Origin of the sequence: Stenotrophomonas sp. YIM B13575 (assembly GCF_042787595.1) — a bacterium.
GTDB lineage: Bacteria > Pseudomonadota > Gammaproteobacteria > Xanthomonadales > Xanthomonadaceae > Stenotrophomonas > Stenotrophomonas lactitubi_B.
Window position 1 is genome coordinate 196,069 of sequence record NZ_JBHZOP010000012.1, and the last position, 16,573, is coordinate 212,641.

General features: G+C 67.6%; 10 protein-coding genes and 1 pseudogene. 10 read left to right on the forward strand and 1 reads right to left on the reverse strand.

Features of this window, described 5'->3' with window-relative positions:
- Positions 1 to 29 precede the first annotated feature (29 nt).
- From ACFX4F_RS03075 to ACFX4F_RS03115, 9 genes and pseudogenes are all read left to right on the forward strand, one after another.
- Positions 30 to 2,144, forward strand: a complete 2,115-nt coding sequence (locus ACFX4F_RS03075; protein ID WP_099818466.1) for an alpha-glucuronidase family glycosyl hydrolase — start codon at positions 30 to 32, stop codon at positions 2,142 to 2,144.
- On the forward strand, positions 2,141 to 4,120 hold the full coding sequence (locus ACFX4F_RS03080; protein WP_099818465.1) for a sialate O-acetylesterase: 1,980 nt from the start codon (positions 2,141 to 2,143) through the stop codon (positions 4,118 to 4,120). Before ACFX4F_RS03075 ends, ACFX4F_RS03080 begins: the two co-directional genes overlap by 4 nt.
- Positions 4,120 to 5,811, forward strand: a complete 1,692-nt coding sequence (locus ACFX4F_RS03085; protein WP_099818464.1) for a glycoside hydrolase family 43 protein — start codon at positions 4,120 to 4,122, stop codon at positions 5,809 to 5,811. Before ACFX4F_RS03080 ends, ACFX4F_RS03085 begins: the two co-directional genes overlap by 1 nt.
- The gene (locus tag ACFX4F_RS03090; protein WP_380652158.1) at positions 5,808 to 8,480 is read left to right on the forward strand and encodes a glycoside hydrolase family 3 C-terminal domain-containing protein; all 2,673 of its coding nucleotides are present in this window, start codon (positions 5,808 to 5,810) and stop codon (positions 8,478 to 8,480) included. Before ACFX4F_RS03085 ends, ACFX4F_RS03090 begins: the two co-directional genes overlap by 4 nt.
- 10 nt (positions 8,481 to 8,490) lie before the next feature.
- Positions 8,491 to 9,960: pseudogene (locus ACFX4F_RS03095) on the forward strand (MFS transporter); the annotation flags it as partial.
- Positions 9,937 to 10,953 carry a glycoside hydrolase family 43 protein gene (locus ACFX4F_RS03100; RefSeq protein WP_380652263.1) on the forward strand — a complete coding sequence of 339 codons (1,017 nt, stop codon included), beginning with the start codon at positions 9,937 to 9,939 and terminating at the stop codon, positions 10,951 to 10,953. The pseudogene ACFX4F_RS03095 and the gene ACFX4F_RS03100, both read left to right, overlap by 24 nt.
- Complete coding sequence (locus ACFX4F_RS03105) at positions 10,943 to 11,809, forward strand: aldose 1-epimerase (RefSeq protein WP_380652161.1); 867 nt, start codon at positions 10,943 to 10,945, stop codon at positions 11,807 to 11,809. The genes ACFX4F_RS03100 and ACFX4F_RS03105 overlap by 11 nt, the downstream gene beginning before the upstream one ends.
- Before the next feature lie 73 nt (positions 11,810 to 11,882).
- Positions 11,883 to 12,935, forward strand: a complete 1,053-nt coding sequence (locus tag ACFX4F_RS03110) for a diguanylate cyclase (RefSeq protein WP_380652164.1) — start codon at positions 11,883 to 11,885, stop codon at positions 12,933 to 12,935.
- A gap of 117 nt (positions 12,936 to 13,052) precedes the next feature.
- On the forward strand, positions 13,053 to 14,402 hold the full coding sequence (locus ACFX4F_RS03115) for a chloride channel protein (protein WP_380652167.1): 1,350 nt from the start codon (positions 13,053 to 13,055) through the stop codon (positions 14,400 to 14,402).
- Positions 14,403 to 14,409: 7 nt separating this feature from the next.
- On the opposite strand, the gene ACFX4F_RS03120 is transcribed toward ACFX4F_RS03115, so the two are convergent.
- Positions 14,410 to 15,312 carry a LysR family transcriptional regulator gene (locus ACFX4F_RS03120; RefSeq protein ID WP_099818458.1) on the reverse strand — a complete coding sequence of 301 codons (903 nt, stop codon included), beginning with the start codon at positions 15,310 to 15,312 and terminating at the stop codon, positions 14,410 to 14,412.
- Positions 15,313 to 15,421: 109 nt separating this feature from the next.
- Here ACFX4F_RS03120 and ACFX4F_RS03125 point away from each other — a divergent pair, with 109 nt between their 5' ends.
- Positions 15,422 to 16,543: a 4-oxalomesaconate tautomerase gene (locus ACFX4F_RS03125; RefSeq protein WP_380652171.1), complete on the forward strand. Its 1,122-nt coding sequence runs from the start codon at positions 15,422 to 15,424 to the stop codon at positions 16,541 to 16,543.
- The last annotated feature ends 30 nt before the right edge of the window (positions 16,544 to 16,573 follow it).

Consider the following 16,573-nt stretch of genomic DNA (forward strand, 5'->3'; position numbering starts at 1 on the left):
TCCGTTTCGATGGCGAGCGGTGTCATTGGATGTTCGCCAGCGTGCTGGCGTTGCTGGCCTGCATGGGCAACGCACGCGCAGAGGATGGCTACGCGCTGTGGATGCGTTACGCCCCGCTCGAGCCGACGCTCGCTGCCCACTACCGCACCCGCCTGGGGCAGGTGGTGGCCCCTGATCAGACGGCCACGCAGCGCGCCGCGCGCGATGAGCTGGAGCGTGGACTCGGCGGACTGCTCGGCAGCGATCCGCAGGCACCGGGTACGGCGGCCATCGGTCCCGCGCTGGTGCTGGGTACTCCGCAGTCGTCAGCGTTGATCGCACCGTTGCGGGCGCAGTTGCAGTCACTGGGCGAGGAGGGCTACCTGCTCAAGCGCACACGGGTGGGCCAGCGCGATGTGCTGCTGGTCGCCGCATCACGGGATATCGGCGTGCTGTATGGCGTGTTCCATCTGCTGCGGCTGCTGCAGACGGGCGCGAGGATCGATGCCCTCGATGTGCGTCAATCGCCACGGCTTCGGCTGCGCGTGCTCAACCATTGGGACAACCTCGACGGGTATGTGGAGCGCGGCTATGCAGGCCAGTCACTGTGGGACTGGCAGACGCTGCCGGAATGGCGCGACCCGCGCTACACCGACTACGCACGTGCCAATGCGTCCGTAGGCATCAACGGCACCGTGCTCAACAACGTGAATTCAAACGCACAGAGTCTTGCGCCGCAGTATCTCGACAAAGCGGCAACACTGGCGGATCTGTTCCGGCCGTACGGCATTCGCGTCTACCTGAGCGCACGCTTCAGCGCACCCATCGAGCTGGGCGGGCTCGACACCGCCGATCCGCTCGACCCGGGCGTGCAGCGCTGGTGGCGGGACAAGGCCGCCGAGATCTATGCACGCATTCCCGATTTCGGCGGCTTCCTGGTGAAAGCCAATTCGGAAGGGCAGCCCGGCCCGCAGGACTATGGCCGCTCGCACGCCGACGGCGCCAACCTGCTGGCCGATGCACTGGCCCCGCACGGTGGCGTGGTGATGTGGCGCGCCTTCGTCTATGCGCACGACGTTCCCGCCGACCGGGCCACGCAGGCCTACAGCGAATTTGCCGGCCTGGACGGCGCCTTCCGCCCGAACGTAGTCCTGCAGGTGAAGAACGGGCCCATCGACTTCCAGCCGCGTGAGCCGTTCCATCCGCTGTTCGGGGCCATGCCGCGCACGCCACTGATGATGGAAGTGCAGATCACCAAGGAATACCTGGGCTTCGCCACGCATCTGGTTTACCTGGGGCCGTTGTACGAGGAAGTGCTGCGGGCCGACACCCGCGCACGCGGCAAAGGTTCCACCGTGGCGCGATCCCTGGCCGGCATGGCCGGCGTCGCCAACATCGGCACCGATCGCACCTGGAGTGGATCGCATTACGACCAGGCCAACTGGTACGCCTTCGGGCGCCTTGCGTGGGATCCGCGGCAATCGGCCGGGGACATCGCGGCAGATTGGGCGGCGCTGACCTTCTCGGCCGATCCCGGCGTGGTGCAGCCCATTGTCGGGATGATGATGGCCTCGCGCGAGGCCGCGGTGAACTACATGACCCCGCTGGGCCTGCACCATCTGATGGCGCGGGGACACCACCATGGTCCGGGTCCGTGGGTCGATGGCGGCCCACGCGCGGACTGGACGTCGGTGTACTACCACCGTGCGGATCACAGCGGCATCGGCTTCGACCGCACCGCAGGCGGCAGCAATGCCGTGGCCCAGTATTCCCCCGGCGTGGCTGAGCAGTATGGCGACCTGGCGCGGGTTCCAGCGCCGCTGCTGCTGTGGTTCCACCACGTGCCGTGGGACCACCGCATGGCCTCGGGGCGGACACTGTGGGACGAGCTGGTCGCGCGCTACTCGCAGGGGGTACGGCAGGTGCAGGGCATGCAGGGCACCTGGGCAGGGCTGCAGGGCAGGGTGGATGCACAACGGCATGCGCAGGTCGCGGCCTTCCTGCGTATCCAGCTGCGCGAAGCACAGTGGTGGCGCGATGCCAGCGTGGCGTACTTCCAGTCGGTGAGCGGCAGGCCGTTGCCCGCAGGCGAAGCCGCGCCGCCGCATCCGCTGGCCTGGTACCAGGCGTTGCAGTTTCCGTCCGCACCGGGAGATGGGCGATGAAGCCGACGTCGTGGGTGGGCTGGATGCTGGTGGTCGCCATGGGCGGCTGTGCCACGAATGCAGCGGCGCAGGAACCAGGGATGGCGCTGCTGCATCCGTTGTTCCAGGATCACGCCGTGCTGCAGCGTGAGCAGCCGGTTCCGGTATGGGGCCGGGCCGCGCCAGGTGCCACGGTTTCGGTGACCGTTGCAGGGCGGACGGTCAGCACCCACGCGGCAGCCGACGGCCGCTGGCAGGCAACGCTGCCGTCCATGGCCGCCGGCGGCCCCCATGCAATGTCGGTGCGTGCGGGGGACGCAACCCAGATCGTGCACGACGTGCAGATCGGCGACGTCTGGTTGTGTTCCGGGCAGTCGAACATGGAACTGCCGGTGCGGCGCACGCTGGACGCAGACAGCGAGATCGCCAGCGCCACGCAACCGAAGATCCGCCTGTTCACCGTACCGAAGGCGGCGGCGGTTTCACCACAGAGTGATTTTCCGGCGTCTGTGGCATGGCATATGGCGGCGCCGGACACGGTGCGCGACTTTTCCGCTGCGTGCTTCTACTTTGCGCGCGAACTGCAGAAGACGGTCGATGTCCCCATGGGCTTGATCCAGGCGGCGTGGGGCGGTTCGCGCATCGAGGCCTGGACCAGCACCGATGCCCTGCGCATGCAGGGCGGCATGGGGCCAGCACTGGACGTGCTCGCCTTGTCTGCCCGCGATCCCGCAGCGGCAAACGCCCGCTGGGGCCAGCACTGGCAACACTGGTGGACAACACGCGAAGGTGCCGCCGCCGATACGCCCTGGCAGCCCGGCACCGACAGCAGCGGATGGCAACGCGCACCGGCCACGCTCGGCGCGTGGGAGCGCTGGGGTGTGCCGGCGCTGGCCGGCTACAACGGCATGGCCTGGTACCGCACCCAGGTGACCCTGACGGCCGCGCAGGCCGGCAAGCACGCGTGGCTTGAGCTGGGTCCCGTCGACGAGACGGACATGACCTGGGTGAACGGCGTCGCCGTGGGCAGCCAGTACGGCGCGGGTGAGCGGCGGACGTATGCGCTGCCGCCCGGGTTGCTGAAGGCCGGTGCCAACACGGTGGTGATCAATGTCCTGGACACCTACGGTGAGGGTGGGCTTGCAGGGCCCGCAAGTGCGCACGCCATCCGCCTGGATGACGGTACACGCATCGCGCTGGATGCGCGCTGGCAGTATCGGATGGCGCCCGGTGTACAGGCGCCGCCGCTGGCACCGTGGCATGCCGCTACAGGACTGTCGACGCTGTACAACGGCATGATTTCGCCACTGGGCGGCTATGGCCTGCGCGGCGTGCTGTGGTACCAGGGTGAATCCAATACCGGCGACGCAATGGCATACCTCGCACGCCTGCGCAGCCTGCGCGACGACTGGCGGAGACGGTTCGGCGCGCACACGCCGCTGCTGCTGGTGCAACTGGCCGGCTATGGCCAGCCAGCCGTGGCGCCGGTTGAAAGTGGCTGGGCGCAGGTGCGCCAAGCGCAGCGGCTCGCTGCGGTGGAAGACCCGCGCACCGGGCTGGCGGTGGCCATCGACATCGGCGATGCCTACGACATCCACCCGCCGAACAAGCAGGAAGTGGGCCGGCGACTGGCGCGGGCAGCGCGTCATGTGGTCTACAGCGAGCGCGGCGTAGCGCCGTCCGGCCCGATAGCGCGCCAGGCATCGGCCACGCGGGCCGGTGTACGCATCGCGTTCGACGACGTGGCCGGCGCTCTGGTCACGACCGGCGCGAACGGTCCCATCGGCTTCGAGCTGTGCGACGCCGATGCGCGCCACTGCCACTACGCCGACGCGGTGCTGGACGGTCACGACGTCGTGCTGCGCGGCGCCGAGACCGTTTTCGCCGCCCGCGTGCGCTACTGCTGGGCCGATGGCCCGGTGTGCACCCTGCACGACAGCAGCGGCGCGCCCGCCGGTCCCTTCGAGCTTTCCATTTCTCCTGCGGAGGTTCCCTGATGCGCCTGCTGCTGGCCTCACTGCTCGTGTTGTCTTCATTCCTGCCGCAGGCGTGGGCAGCGGCGCCTGCGCCGCCGGTCTACTTCGACTGGTTCGAGTACCGCGGTCGCGACGCGGCATTCGATGCGCCGTTGCCGGCCGGACACTATCGCAACCCCATTCTTGCCGGGTTCCATGCCGACCCCAGCGTCGTCGCCGCAAACGGGCGCTTCTATCTGGTCAACTCCAGCTTCACCTACTTCCCGGGCATCCCGGTGTTCGAAAGCGTGGACCTGGTGCACTGGAAGCAGATCGGCAACGTGATCGACCGGCCATCGCAGCTGGACTTCGACGGCCTGGGCGTGTCGCGTGGCATCTTCGCACCGGCCATCAGTTACCACGACGGCATGTTCTACGTGGTCACCACGGCCGTCGACAGCGGCGGCAATTTCATCGCGACCGCGCGCGATCCCGCCGGTCCCTGGTCCGATCCGCACTGGCTGCCCGGCATCGACGGCATCGATCCGTCGTTGTTCTTCGACAATGACGGCACCGTGTATCTGCTCAACAACGATGTACCGCCCGGCCCGCCACGCTACGAGGGCCACCGTGCCATCTGGATGCAGCAGATCGATCTGGAGCGTTTCACCCCGGTGGGACCGCGCAGGGTGTTGATCGACGGCGGGGTGGAGCCGGCCAGGAACCCGATCTGGATCGAGGGGCCGCACCTCTACAGGCGCGATGGCTGGTACTACCTCTCCGATGCGGAAGGCGGCACCGGCCCGCAGCACTCGCAGGTGGTGCTGCGCAGCCGCGAGGTGTGGGGGCCTTACGTGCCATATGCGGGCAATCCGATTCTCACCCAGCGCGACCTGCCCGATGGCAGGCCACTGCCGATCACCAATGCCGGGCATGCCGATCTGGTGGAAGGTCCGGACGGCTCCTGGTGGGCGGTGTTCCTTGCCAGCCGCAACTACGACATCCGCCACTACAACACCGGGCGCGAGACCTATCTGCTGCCGGTGCAATGGCAGGACGGCTGGCCGGTGATCCTGCCGGCCAACCAGGCCATTCCGTATGCGGCCAGAGCGCCCTCGTGGATGCAGGGCGAGGCGTCGCAGGCGCCGTCCACCGGCAACTTCATCGAGCGCGACGAATTCGATGCGCCGACACTCGGCAGCGGCTGGCTGCGCGTGCGCGTCCCCAAGCAGCCGTGGGCCGACCTGCGTGAGCGGCCGGGGGCGTTGGCTGTGCATCCGCTGGCGGAGAACCTGGACACACTGCGCAACCCCGCGTTCCTCGGCCGACGCCAGCAGCACCTGCGCTTCGAGGCCAGTACCGATATGACCCGCCCGGCAGCAGGCGTGGCCGCCGGCCTGGCAGCTTTCCAGAACGAGACGCACTGGTACTTCCTGGGCGTCCGCAGCATTGGCGCTGATCGCGTGGCGGTCTTTCTCGAAGCGCGCGACGGCAGCGGCGATGCCCGCACACTGGCAACCCGTGAGGCGATGGCGACCGCGTCGCTGCGCCTGAAGATCGCCGGTGACGAAGGCCGCTATGCGTTCGCCTTCGACAGCGGCGACGGGCGTGGCTGGCAGACACTGGCCGATGACGTGGACGGAACGGTATTGAGTACGGATCGTGCAGGCGGCTTCGTCGGCGCCCTGCTGGGACCATTCGCGCGCGACGAGCGTGCCCTGAGGAGCAAATGATGACGCGCACTCCCATCTTCCGCACGCTGGCCCTGTGCGCTGCCATCGCGCTGGCAACGACCGGTCACGCTACCGGACCTGCGCCCTGGCTCGACACCTCGGCCAGCGTTGAAACCCGCGCCGCCGCCCTGGTCGCACGGATGACCCTGGAGGAGAAGGCAGCGCAGATGCAGAACGCCGCGCCCGCAATCGAGCGCCTGGGCGTTCCCGCGTACGACTGGTGGAACGAGGGCCTGCATGGCGTGGCGCGGGCAGGGCAGGCAACCGTGTTTCCGCAGGCCATCGGCCTGGCGGCCACGTTCGATGTGCCGCTGATGGGGCAGGTTGCCAGCACCATCAGCGACGAGGCCCGTGCCAAGCACCACCAGTTCCTCCGCGAAGGCTCGCATGGCCGCTATCAGGGGCTGACCTACTGGTCACCGAACATCAACATCTTCCGAGACCCGCGATGGGGCCGCGGCCAGGAAACCTACGGCGAGGACCCGTACCTCACCGCCCGCATGGGCGTGGCCTTCGTGCACGGCCTGCAGGGTGACGACCCGGTGTACCGCAAGCTCGACGCCACCGCCAAGCACCTGGCCGTGCACAGCGGCCCCGAAGCTGATCGCCACCACTTCGATGCCCGCCCCAGCAAGCGCGACCTGTATGACACCTACCTGCCGGCGTTCGAGGCGCTGGTGAAGGAGGGGCAGGTGGACGCGGTGATGGGGGCCTACAACCGGGTGTATGGCGAGTCCGCCAGCGCCAGCCGCTTCCTTCTGCGCGATGTGCTGCGCCGCGATTGGGGCTTCAAGGGCTACGTGGTATCCGACTGCTGGGCCATCGTCGACATCTGGAAGCATCACCGGATCGTTCCCAGCCGCGAGGCTGCTGCCGCGTTGGCGGTCAGGAACGGCACCGAACTGGAGTGCGGCCAGGAATACGCCACGCTGCCAGCCGCCGTACGGCAGGGCCTGATCAGCGAGGCGGAGATCGACGATGCGGTGACCCGCCTGTTCGCCGCGCGGATGCGGCTGGGCATGTTCGACCCGCCCGAGCGCGTGCGCTGGGCGCGGATTCCCGCGTCGGTCAACCAGGCCCCGGCGCATGATGCGCTGGCCCTGAAGGCCGCCCAGGAATCGCTGGTATTGCTGAAGAACGATGGCGTGCTGCCGCTGTCGCGCACCCTCAAGCGCATCGCCGTGATCGGCCCCACCGCCGATGACACCATGGCACTGCTGGGCAACTACTTCGGCACCCCAGCCGCGCCGGTCACCCTGCTGCAGGGCATCCGCGATGCCGCCAAGGGCATCGAGGTGAGCTACGCACGCGGCGTGGACCTGGTTGAAGGGCGCGACGATCCCAGCGCCACGCCCTTGATCGAAGCGACCTACCTGCGCCCCTCGGCCGATTCCCCGGAGCGCGGCCTGCGTGGCGAGTACTTCCGTACCGCTGATCTTTCCGGCACGCCGGCGCTGGTGCGCACCGATGCCCAGATCGGATTCCGCTGGGACCGGGGCTCTCCCACCGACAACCTGCTGGCCCGTGGTGAAGCCGCGCCGGGGCAGGGCATCCCCAGCGATGGTTTCAGCATCCGCTGGAGTGGCCAGCTGCTGCCGCCCGTCTCGGGGCGCTACCGGATCGAGGCGGCTGCCGACGATGGTTTCCGCCTCTACGTGGACGGCAAGCGGGTGCTCGACCACTGGGCCAACAGCGATCGCCTGCGCGGCGATGGCGTGGACCTGGACCTGCAGGCCGGCCGCGCCTATGACCTGAGGCTTGAGTACTTCGACGCCGAGCGCGACGCCGGTGTCCGCCTGGGGTGGCGCATGCCCGGTGCCAAGCCGCCGTTCGAAGCGGCGCTGGAGGCCGCGCGCAACGCCGACGTGGTGGTGTTCGTGGGCGGCCTCACCGGCGATGTCGAAGGCGAAGAAATGAAGGTCAACTACCCGGGCTTCGCCGGCGGGGACCGTACCGACCTGCGCCTGCCCGCGCCACAGCGCACGCTGCTGGAAGCGCTGCACGCCACTGGCAAGCCGGTGGTGATTGTGCTCACTGGTGGCTCGGCGATGGCGGTGGAGTGGGCGCAGCAGAATCTGTCCGCCATCCTGATGAGCTGGTATCCCGGCCAGCGCGGTGGCACCGCCGTCGGCCAGGCGCTGTTCGGCGAAGTCAATCCCGGCGGGCGCCTGCCGGTGACCTTCTACAGGGCGGATGACACATTGCCCGCGTTCAACGACTACACGATGGAAGGCCGCACCTACCGCTACTTCCGCGGCACGCCGCTGTATCCGTTCGGTCATGGGCTGTCCTATACCCGGTTCGACTATGGCAGGCTGCAGCTTGATTCGGCGCGCATCACCCACGACGGCAAGCTCAGGGTGCAGGTCGAGATAGCCAACACCGGCAAGCGTGCCGGCGACGAAGTGGTCCAGCTGTATGTACGGCGGCTGGAGGCGGGTCCCGGCGACGCACGCCAGACATTGCGCGGCTTCCAGCGCGTCCACCTGGCCGCCGGCGAGCGGCGCACCGTAGCGTTCGATCTGCAGGCACAGCAGGACCTGCGCCAGTATGACGAAGCGCGCGGCGGCTATGCGGTGCCGGCGGGTGCGTATGAAGTGAGGGTGGGAAGCTCCAGCGCCGACATCCGTGCGAAGGTCGGGTTCCGCGTGGAGGCCAACCGTGACTGATGCACGTCGCATGGAAAGCACCGAGCACACGCTGTCCATCCGGGAGAAGCTCGGCTACAGCCTGGGCGACCTCGCGGCGAACCTGATCTTCCAGACGCTGATCACGTACCTCGCGTTCTTCTACACCGATGTGTTCCGGCTGCCGCCGGCCACGGCCGCAACGATCATCTTCGTGATCGGCGTGCTCGGGGCGTTCGTGTTCACTCCATTGATCGGCATCGCCGCCGACCGGACGGCCAGCCGGTGGGGCAAGTTCCGGCCGTGGATCCTGTGGACCGCACTTCCATTCGGGGCGCTGTCGCTGCTTGCTTTCAGCACCCCCGACCTGGCGCCGCGCGGCAAGATCATCTACGCCGTGACCACCTACGGCCTGCTGATGCTCGTGTATGCGGCCAACAACCTGCCGTACTCGGCGCTCAGCGGCGTGCTCACCGGCAGCATGGCCCAGCGCAACAGCCTGTCGGCCTACCGCTTCGTGGCGGTGATGGTCGCGCAGTTCATCATCCAGGTGCTGCTGTTGCCGCTGGTGTTGATCCTCGGCGACGGCGACCGTGTGCTGGGCTTCGAGCGGGTCATGACCGTGTTCGCGGCAGTGGGAACCGTGTTCTTCCTGATCACCTTCGCCACCACGCGCGAGCGCATCGTACCGGCGAAGGAACAGACCGCCGGCGTGCTGCAGGACCTGTCCGATCTGCTGCGAAACCGTCCTTGGAAGGTGATGCTGGCCCTCACCATCCTGGTTTTCATCAACCTGTCCCTGAAGGGCGGCACCTACGTCTACTACTTCCAGTACTACATGAGCGAAGCCGCCCTGGCGGGTTTTCTCGACAGCTCCGGATTCAACCGCTTCATCGCTGCCGTCAACGCGGCGCTCAACGGCATGGGCCTGTCCGGGTTCGCCTGGCCGAAGGACCCGGCAACGTCGGCATTCAGCCTGTTCAACGCCTGCGGCATCGTCTGCATGATCCTGGGCATCGGCGTGTCGCGCCGCCTGGCCGACCGGTTCGGCAAGCGTGATGTCTTTGGTGGTGCACTGTTGGTGTCCACCGTGTTCCTGCTGGCGTTCTATTTCTTTCCGCCCACGGCGGTTGCCGTGGCTTTCGCTGCCTTCATGCTGCACGGGTTCTGCTACGGCATCACCATCCCGCTGCTGTGGGCGATGATCGCCGACGTCGCCGACTATTCCGAATGGAAGAACCATCGCCGTGCCACCGCGATCGTCTTCTCGGCAATGCTGTGTGGCCTGAAGATCGGGCTCAGCATCGGTGGTGCGCTGGTCGCCGCCATCCTCGCCCATCATGGCTACCAGGCAGGCGCCCCGCAGCAGCCGCAGGCCGTGGTGGACGGTATCCGCCTGACGGTAAGCGTCTACTGCGCCATTCCGTTCCTGGCCGCGGTAGCGCTGCTTTTCCTCTACGAGATCAACAAGCGCATGGAGACCCGCATCGAGCGGGAGCTGCAGTCGCGGCGACAGGGCAGCCGTCTGGACCAGTTGGCAGCACACGCCATCTCGCAACCACTGGTAACGCACATCTACACCGCCGACCCTTCGGCGCACGTATTCGAGGGGCGGCTGTACATCTATCCGTCGCACGACATCGACAGCGGCGCGCCCTTCGACGATGAGGGCGGGCACTTCGGCATGCAGGACTACCATGTGCTGCGGATGGACACGCCCGACGGCGAGGCCAGTGACTGCGGCGTGGCGCTGCATGTGCGCGACGTGCCATGGGCCAGCCGGCAGATGTGGGCGCCGGACGCCGCCTGCCGCGATGGCCGCTACTACCTGTACTTCCCGGCCAAGGATGCCGACGGCATGTTCCGCATCGGCGTTGCGGCGGCGGATCGGCCGGAGGGCCCGTTCACTGCCGAGTCCGAGCCCATCGAGGGCGCGTACTCGATCGACCCGGCCGTGTTCGAGGACGACGACGGCACGCACTACCTCTGTTTCGGTGGCATCTGGGGTGGCCAGCTGCAGAAGTACCGGGACAACCGCTACGCCCCGGCGCATGAAGAACCTGCCGGCGACGCGCCGGCACTGGGCCCGCGTATCGCGCGACTGGACGCGAGCATGACCCGGTTGGCCGAAGCCACGCGCGAGATCGTCATCCTGGACGGGCACGGACAGCCACTGCGCGCCGATGACCACGCACGCCGTTTCTTCGAGGGGCCCTGGCTGCACAAATACCAGGGCCGGTATTACCTGTCGTACTCCACCGGCGATACGCATCTGCTGTGCTACGCCACCAGCGACAGCCCGTACGGGCCGTACACCTATCGCGGCGTGATCCTCACCCCCGTGGTGGGCTGGACCACCCATCACTCCATCTGTGCGTTCCGGGGGCAGTGGTACCTGTTCTACCACGACGCGCTGTTGTCTGGCGGGGTCACCCACCTGCGTTCGGTCAAGTGCACGCCGCTGCACATGGAAGCAGACGGCAGCATCCGGACCATCGATCCCTATGGCGCCTGAAACATCTCCGCAGGATGATGCGCAGGCCGCGATGCCTGCCGGTCCGCTGCACTGGTTGCGGGCGGGCAGCCTGGAAGTGGCAGTGGCACCGGAGGCCGGTGGTCGCATCGCCCGAATCCGTTTCGACGGTGTGGAATGGCTGATCGGCGAACAGCAGGAGGCGGCCGCCATCGGCTGGGGGTGCTATCCCATGGTCCCCTGGGCCGGGCGCATCCGGCAGGGACGCTTCAGCGTCGACGGCAGGTGCTATCAGCTACCGGTGAACTTTGGCGTGCACGCCATTCATGGCGTTGGCTTCTCACGGCCCTGGCGCATCGACCGCCTTGAATCGGACGGCGCGTCGCTGTCGTTGGACCTTCCCGAGGATGGCTATTGGCCCTTCGGGGGCAGGGCATCGCAGCACATCCACGTGCAGCCCGACTGCCTGCAACTGCGACTGGCCGTACAGGCAGGCGACACGCCGATGCCGGCCGTGCTCGGCTGGCACCCGTGGTTCCGCAAGCCGGACCGGTTGCTGTTCGCGCCAGCCGCGATGTACCCCCGCGACGGAGAGGGAATCGCCGTCCTGCCCTGCGTCGATCCGGCGCAAGGCCCGTGGGACGACTGCTTCATCAACCATCGCGAGGTCACGCTGGTTTCCGCCGGCCAGCGGCTGCGACTGCGCGCCGACACCGATCACTGGGTGGTCTATGACGGCGCCGCGCACGCCACCTGCGTGGAGCCACAGACCGGCCCGCCGGATGGGTTCACGTTGGCGCCCACCCGGTTGCAGCCGGGACAGCAACTGGAACTGCACTTCGAGTTGCGCTGGGAGATCGACACCGGTGGCAAGCACCGGCCATTGACCTGTTGTTGACGTGCAGATGCCAGACTCGCAGGCAAACGGATGTCTGGGCGCATGGCAGGGGAAATGATCGGGAGAGCCGGCAATGCCGTTCTTCACTGATTCAACGGAAGTCGCGGTCGAGGGCGTCGGCGCTGCACGGCGCATCGGCTGGATGCGGTTCGTGGGAAATGGGTTGGGGGCGCTTCCGATTGCCTCGATCATCCTGGAGCGTCAGGCGGATGCGTCGACGTGGGTACTGCTGCTGCTCAATGCCGTCGCATGGCCTGCAGTGGCGCTGGTGCTGACACGCCGCGCGCGCGCGCCGGCCGCGGTGCAGTTCCGCTGCATGATCGTCGACTCCCTGCTCGGAGGCGCGTGGATCGCCTTCATGGCCCTCAGTACCGTGCCCAGCGCGTTGTTTGCGGCGCTGCTGGTGGCCGACAAGATCGCCGCCGGGGGTATCCGCCTGGCAACGCGGGCGACCCTGGCATTGGTGGCCGGATTCGTGGTCGCCTGGCTCGCCCTGGGCTTGCCGTTTCAGCCGGTCACCTCGCAGCGCACGATCGTCCTCAGCCTGCCTTTCCTGTTCGTCTATGGCATCGGTCTGAGCGTGCTGAGCTGGCGACTGGCGCGGCGGGTGAAATCACAGAATCGCCAGCTGCAGCGGCTGAGCCGGATGGATCCATTGGTCGAACTGGCCAACCGCGGCTTCCTGATCCAGCGCGCCCAGCAGGTGCTGGAGAAGGGGCCGTACCAGGGCGCGGGCGCGTGCCTGCTGATGCTCGATGTAGATGATTTCAAGCAGATCAATGATTCGCACGGCCATCGCGCCGGCGACGAGGTGCTTCGCCGCATCGCGGCAGTGCTGCGCCAGCTGGCCCAGCCGGGCGACATGCCGGCGCGCTTGGGCGGCGATGAGTTCGCCGTCCTGCTGGGTCAGCGCACAGCAGCGGAGGCCATGAATGTGGCCGAGCAGATCAGGCAGCATCTGCAGGAACCGGGCACGGCCGAGGCCGCCGACATCGACTTCAGCGTCAGCATCGGGATCGCCGCCGCCGCTGGCACAGGCACCGCAGAGGACTGGCTGGCGAAGGCGGACAAGGCGCTCTATCACGCAAAACGGCACGGCAAGAACACCGCAAGCTGCGCCGAGTGATGTGCACCTGGCGGGGGCACTGGCAGGGCAGGTGGACGCCCATTTCACCGGATACCGCAGCGCCAACCGCCACACTCGCCACTTCCCTGGGCCCATCGGCGCTCACAGAATCAACCGATGTTCGATCTTCAACCTCTCCGCGCACGCCTGTCAGCGATGGTGCTGACCGAAGGATGGCGCCGGCGCGCGGCCTTGTGGAGCGGCGCGGTGGCCGTGGCACTGGTTGCCATCGTGTTCGCCAAGGCCAGCGATGCCGCCTTCCATGTCTTCCAGCGCGTCATTGCCCATTCCCCGTGGTGGGCGTTGCTGCTCACGCCGGGCATCTTCGCGCTGCTGGCCTGGCTCACCGCCGGCGCGCTCAGGCCCACCCGGGGAAGCGGCATTCCGCAGGTCATCGCATCGCTGGAACAGCCGGACCCGGAATTCCGGCAGGTCAACCTCTCGCCTGCGGTGTCGGCGGGCAAACTGCTGCTGACCTCGCTGTCCCTGCTTGGCGGCGCGTCGGTTGGCCGCGAAGGCCCCACCGTGCACGTGGGCGCCAGCCTGATGTACCTGTTTGGGCGCTGGTACGGGTTCAAGGATCCCCGCGAGCTGTCGCATTTCCTGCTGGCAGGGGGCGCAGCGGGCATCGCCGCGGCCTTCAATACGCCGTTGGCGGGCATTGTGTTCGCCATTGAAGAGTTGAGCGGGCGGTTCGAGCACCGCTTCTCGGGCACCCTGCTCACGGCGGTCATCGTGGGCGGCGTGGTGTCCCTGGGCCTGCTGGGCAACTACACCTACTTCGGCCACGTCTCGGCGCTGCTGCCGCTGGGCCAGGCGTGGGGCGCCATTGTGCTGTGCGGCGTGGTCGCCGGCCTGCTGGGCGGACTGTTCGCCCGGGTCGTGCTGCTGACCATGTCCGGTCATCCGCGTTGGCTGGGCCGGCTCAAGCGGGACCATCCGGTGGCACTGGCCGCGGCCTGTGGCTTGATCGTGGTGGTGCTGGCGCTGCTGTTCGGCGACGGCGCATTCGGTACCGGCTACGAGCAGGCGCGCAGCCTGGTGCAGGGCCAGGCAATCGTCGGTCACGAGTTCGGCCTGATGAAGCTGCTCGCCAACCTGGCGTCCTACGTGGCGGGCATCCCCGGCGGTCTGTTCTCACCCGCCTTGGCGGTGGGGGCAGGGCTGGGGCACAACCTGGCGGTGCTGATGCCGGCGGTGGACCCGAAGGCGTTCGTGCTGCTGGGCATGTGCGCCTACCTGACCGGCGTGACCCAGGCGCCGCTGACCTCGGCAGTGATCTCGCTGGAGCTGACCGACAGCGGCGATCTGCTGCTGCCGATCCTGGCCACCGTGCTGATTGCCCGGGGCGTGTCCGGCATGGTCTGCCGGGTGCCGATCTACCGCGGCCTGGCCGAGCAGCTGCTGGCCAACAGCGCCGTTGCTGGCGGCACCACAGCCACAGCGGGAACGCGCCCTGCGGACTAGGCCGCGCTCAGGTCTGCGCGCGCCACTGGCTCATCAGCATCTGCAGGAACCGCTCTGCGGTGGGCGAGAGCAGGGCACCGCGACGGCGCACGATACCGATGGTGCGCGACACCACCGGATTGCCGATCGAACGCGTCACCAACGTCGGATGATCGCCGTCGGGGGTCGCCATTTTCGGCAGCACCGATACCCCGATGCCGGCCTCGACCATGCCCAGTGACGTGGACAGGTGGGTCACTTCGTAGTGCCAGCTCAGCTTGAGGTTCTCGCGCGCCAATGCGCCGTCCAGCAGCGTGCGATTGCCACTGGTGCGATGCACGGTGATCAGCTGGTGCTCGGCCAGATCGGCCCATTCCACCGTGCGCTTGCGGGCCAGCGGATGATCGCGCCGGCACGCCAGCACGAACGGATCCTCGGCCAGCACGTCGAAATCGAGATTGGGGTCGTTGGCGCCCATGAAATTGATGCCGAACTCGACTTCGCCACGCTCCACCGCCTGCAGGCCCTCGGTGGCCGGGATATCCAGGATGCGGAAGCGCACGTTCGGATGCGCTTCGTGGAAGCGCGCCATCACGCTGGGCAGGAAATAGAACGCCGCCGTAGGCAGGCAGGCGATGGTCACGGTAGCGCCGCGGGTGTCTTCGCGGCCGCGCAGTGAGAACAGCGATCCATCGAACTCTTCCAGCATGCGCCGTACCAGCGGCAGCAGGTTCTCGCCCACGGCCGTGGTGCTGACGCTGCGCGTGGTGCGCTCCAGCAGCGGCGAGCCCACCGCCTGCTCAAGCTTCTGGATGCGTCGGCTCAACGCCGGCTGGGAAACATGCAGGATCTCGGCGGCGCGATGGAAGCTGCGGGTTTCCGACACCAGCAGGAACGCGCGCAGATCCAGAATTTCGCAATTGATGCTCATCAGGTATCAATCATCCAAAAATCAGCAATTCACAGATCAATTGGGGTCATGCCAGTATCGAATCACAGAGGGGTAATTCATCCCCTATACGCATCAATCTATCACACGTATGTCCAACGATCTGCTCAGCATTCCCTGCGTGCTCATGCGCGGCGGCACCTCCAAGGGCCCGTTCTTCCTGGCCAGCGATCTGCCGGCCGATCCCGCCGAGCGTGACCGCCTGCTGCTGGAGGTGATGGGTTCGGGCCACCCGCTGCAGATCGACGGCATCGGCGGTGGCAACGCACTGACCAGCAAGGTGGCCATCATCGACCGCTCCAGCCGCCCCGATGCCGACGTGGACTACCTGTTCGCCCAGGTGCGGGTGGAGCAGCAGGTGGTCGATACCTCGCCCAACTGCGGCAACATGCTGGCGGCCGTGGGCCCGTATGCGATCGAGCGCGGGCTGGTACAGGCACAGGACCCGCAGACCGAAGTGCGCGTGCACAACGTCAACACCGGCAAGCTGATCATCGCCACGGTGGAAACCCCGGGCGGCAACGTGGTCTACCGGGGTGATACGCGCATTGCCGGCGCACCGGGCTCGGCCTCGCCAGTGCGGCTGTCCTTCCTGGACGCGGCCGGCGCACGCACCGGCAAGCTGCTGCCCAGCGGCCATGCCCGGGAAATCATCGACGGCGTGCCGGTCAGCCTGGTCGATTGCGCGATGCCGCTGATGCTGGTGCAGGCCGAAGACCTGGGCGTACGCGGCGATGCCTCACCTGCCGAACTGAACGCGGATGCTGCGTTCATGGCGCGGCTGGAGGCGCTGCGTATCGAGGCCGGCACCCGCATGGGCATCGCCGACGCCGGCAACAAGGTCATTCCCAAGCCGGTGCTGCTGTCCGCACCGCAACACGGCGGGCAGCTGCAGGTGCGCTATTTCATGCCGCACCAGTGCCACACCGCGCTGGCCATCACCGGTGCAGTGGGCATCGCGACCGCCGCCGTCACCCCGGGCACGCTGGCCCACACTTTGGTCGGGTGCCTGCCGCTGCCCGGCAGCATTACCCTCGAACATCCGAGTGGGGCCCTGGAGGTGGGCCTCAGTCGCAGCTCGGACGACGCGCCGGTGGTCGCCAGCGTGGTGCGCACCGCACGTCGTCTGTTTGAAGGTCGCGTGTTCGCCACGTCGCCCGCGCCCGCCAGGGCCAGTGCCAATCAAGCCCGCCAATGGACGTCAGCGGCATGATCTGAAACCGGTCGGGCCGGCACAGCCGTG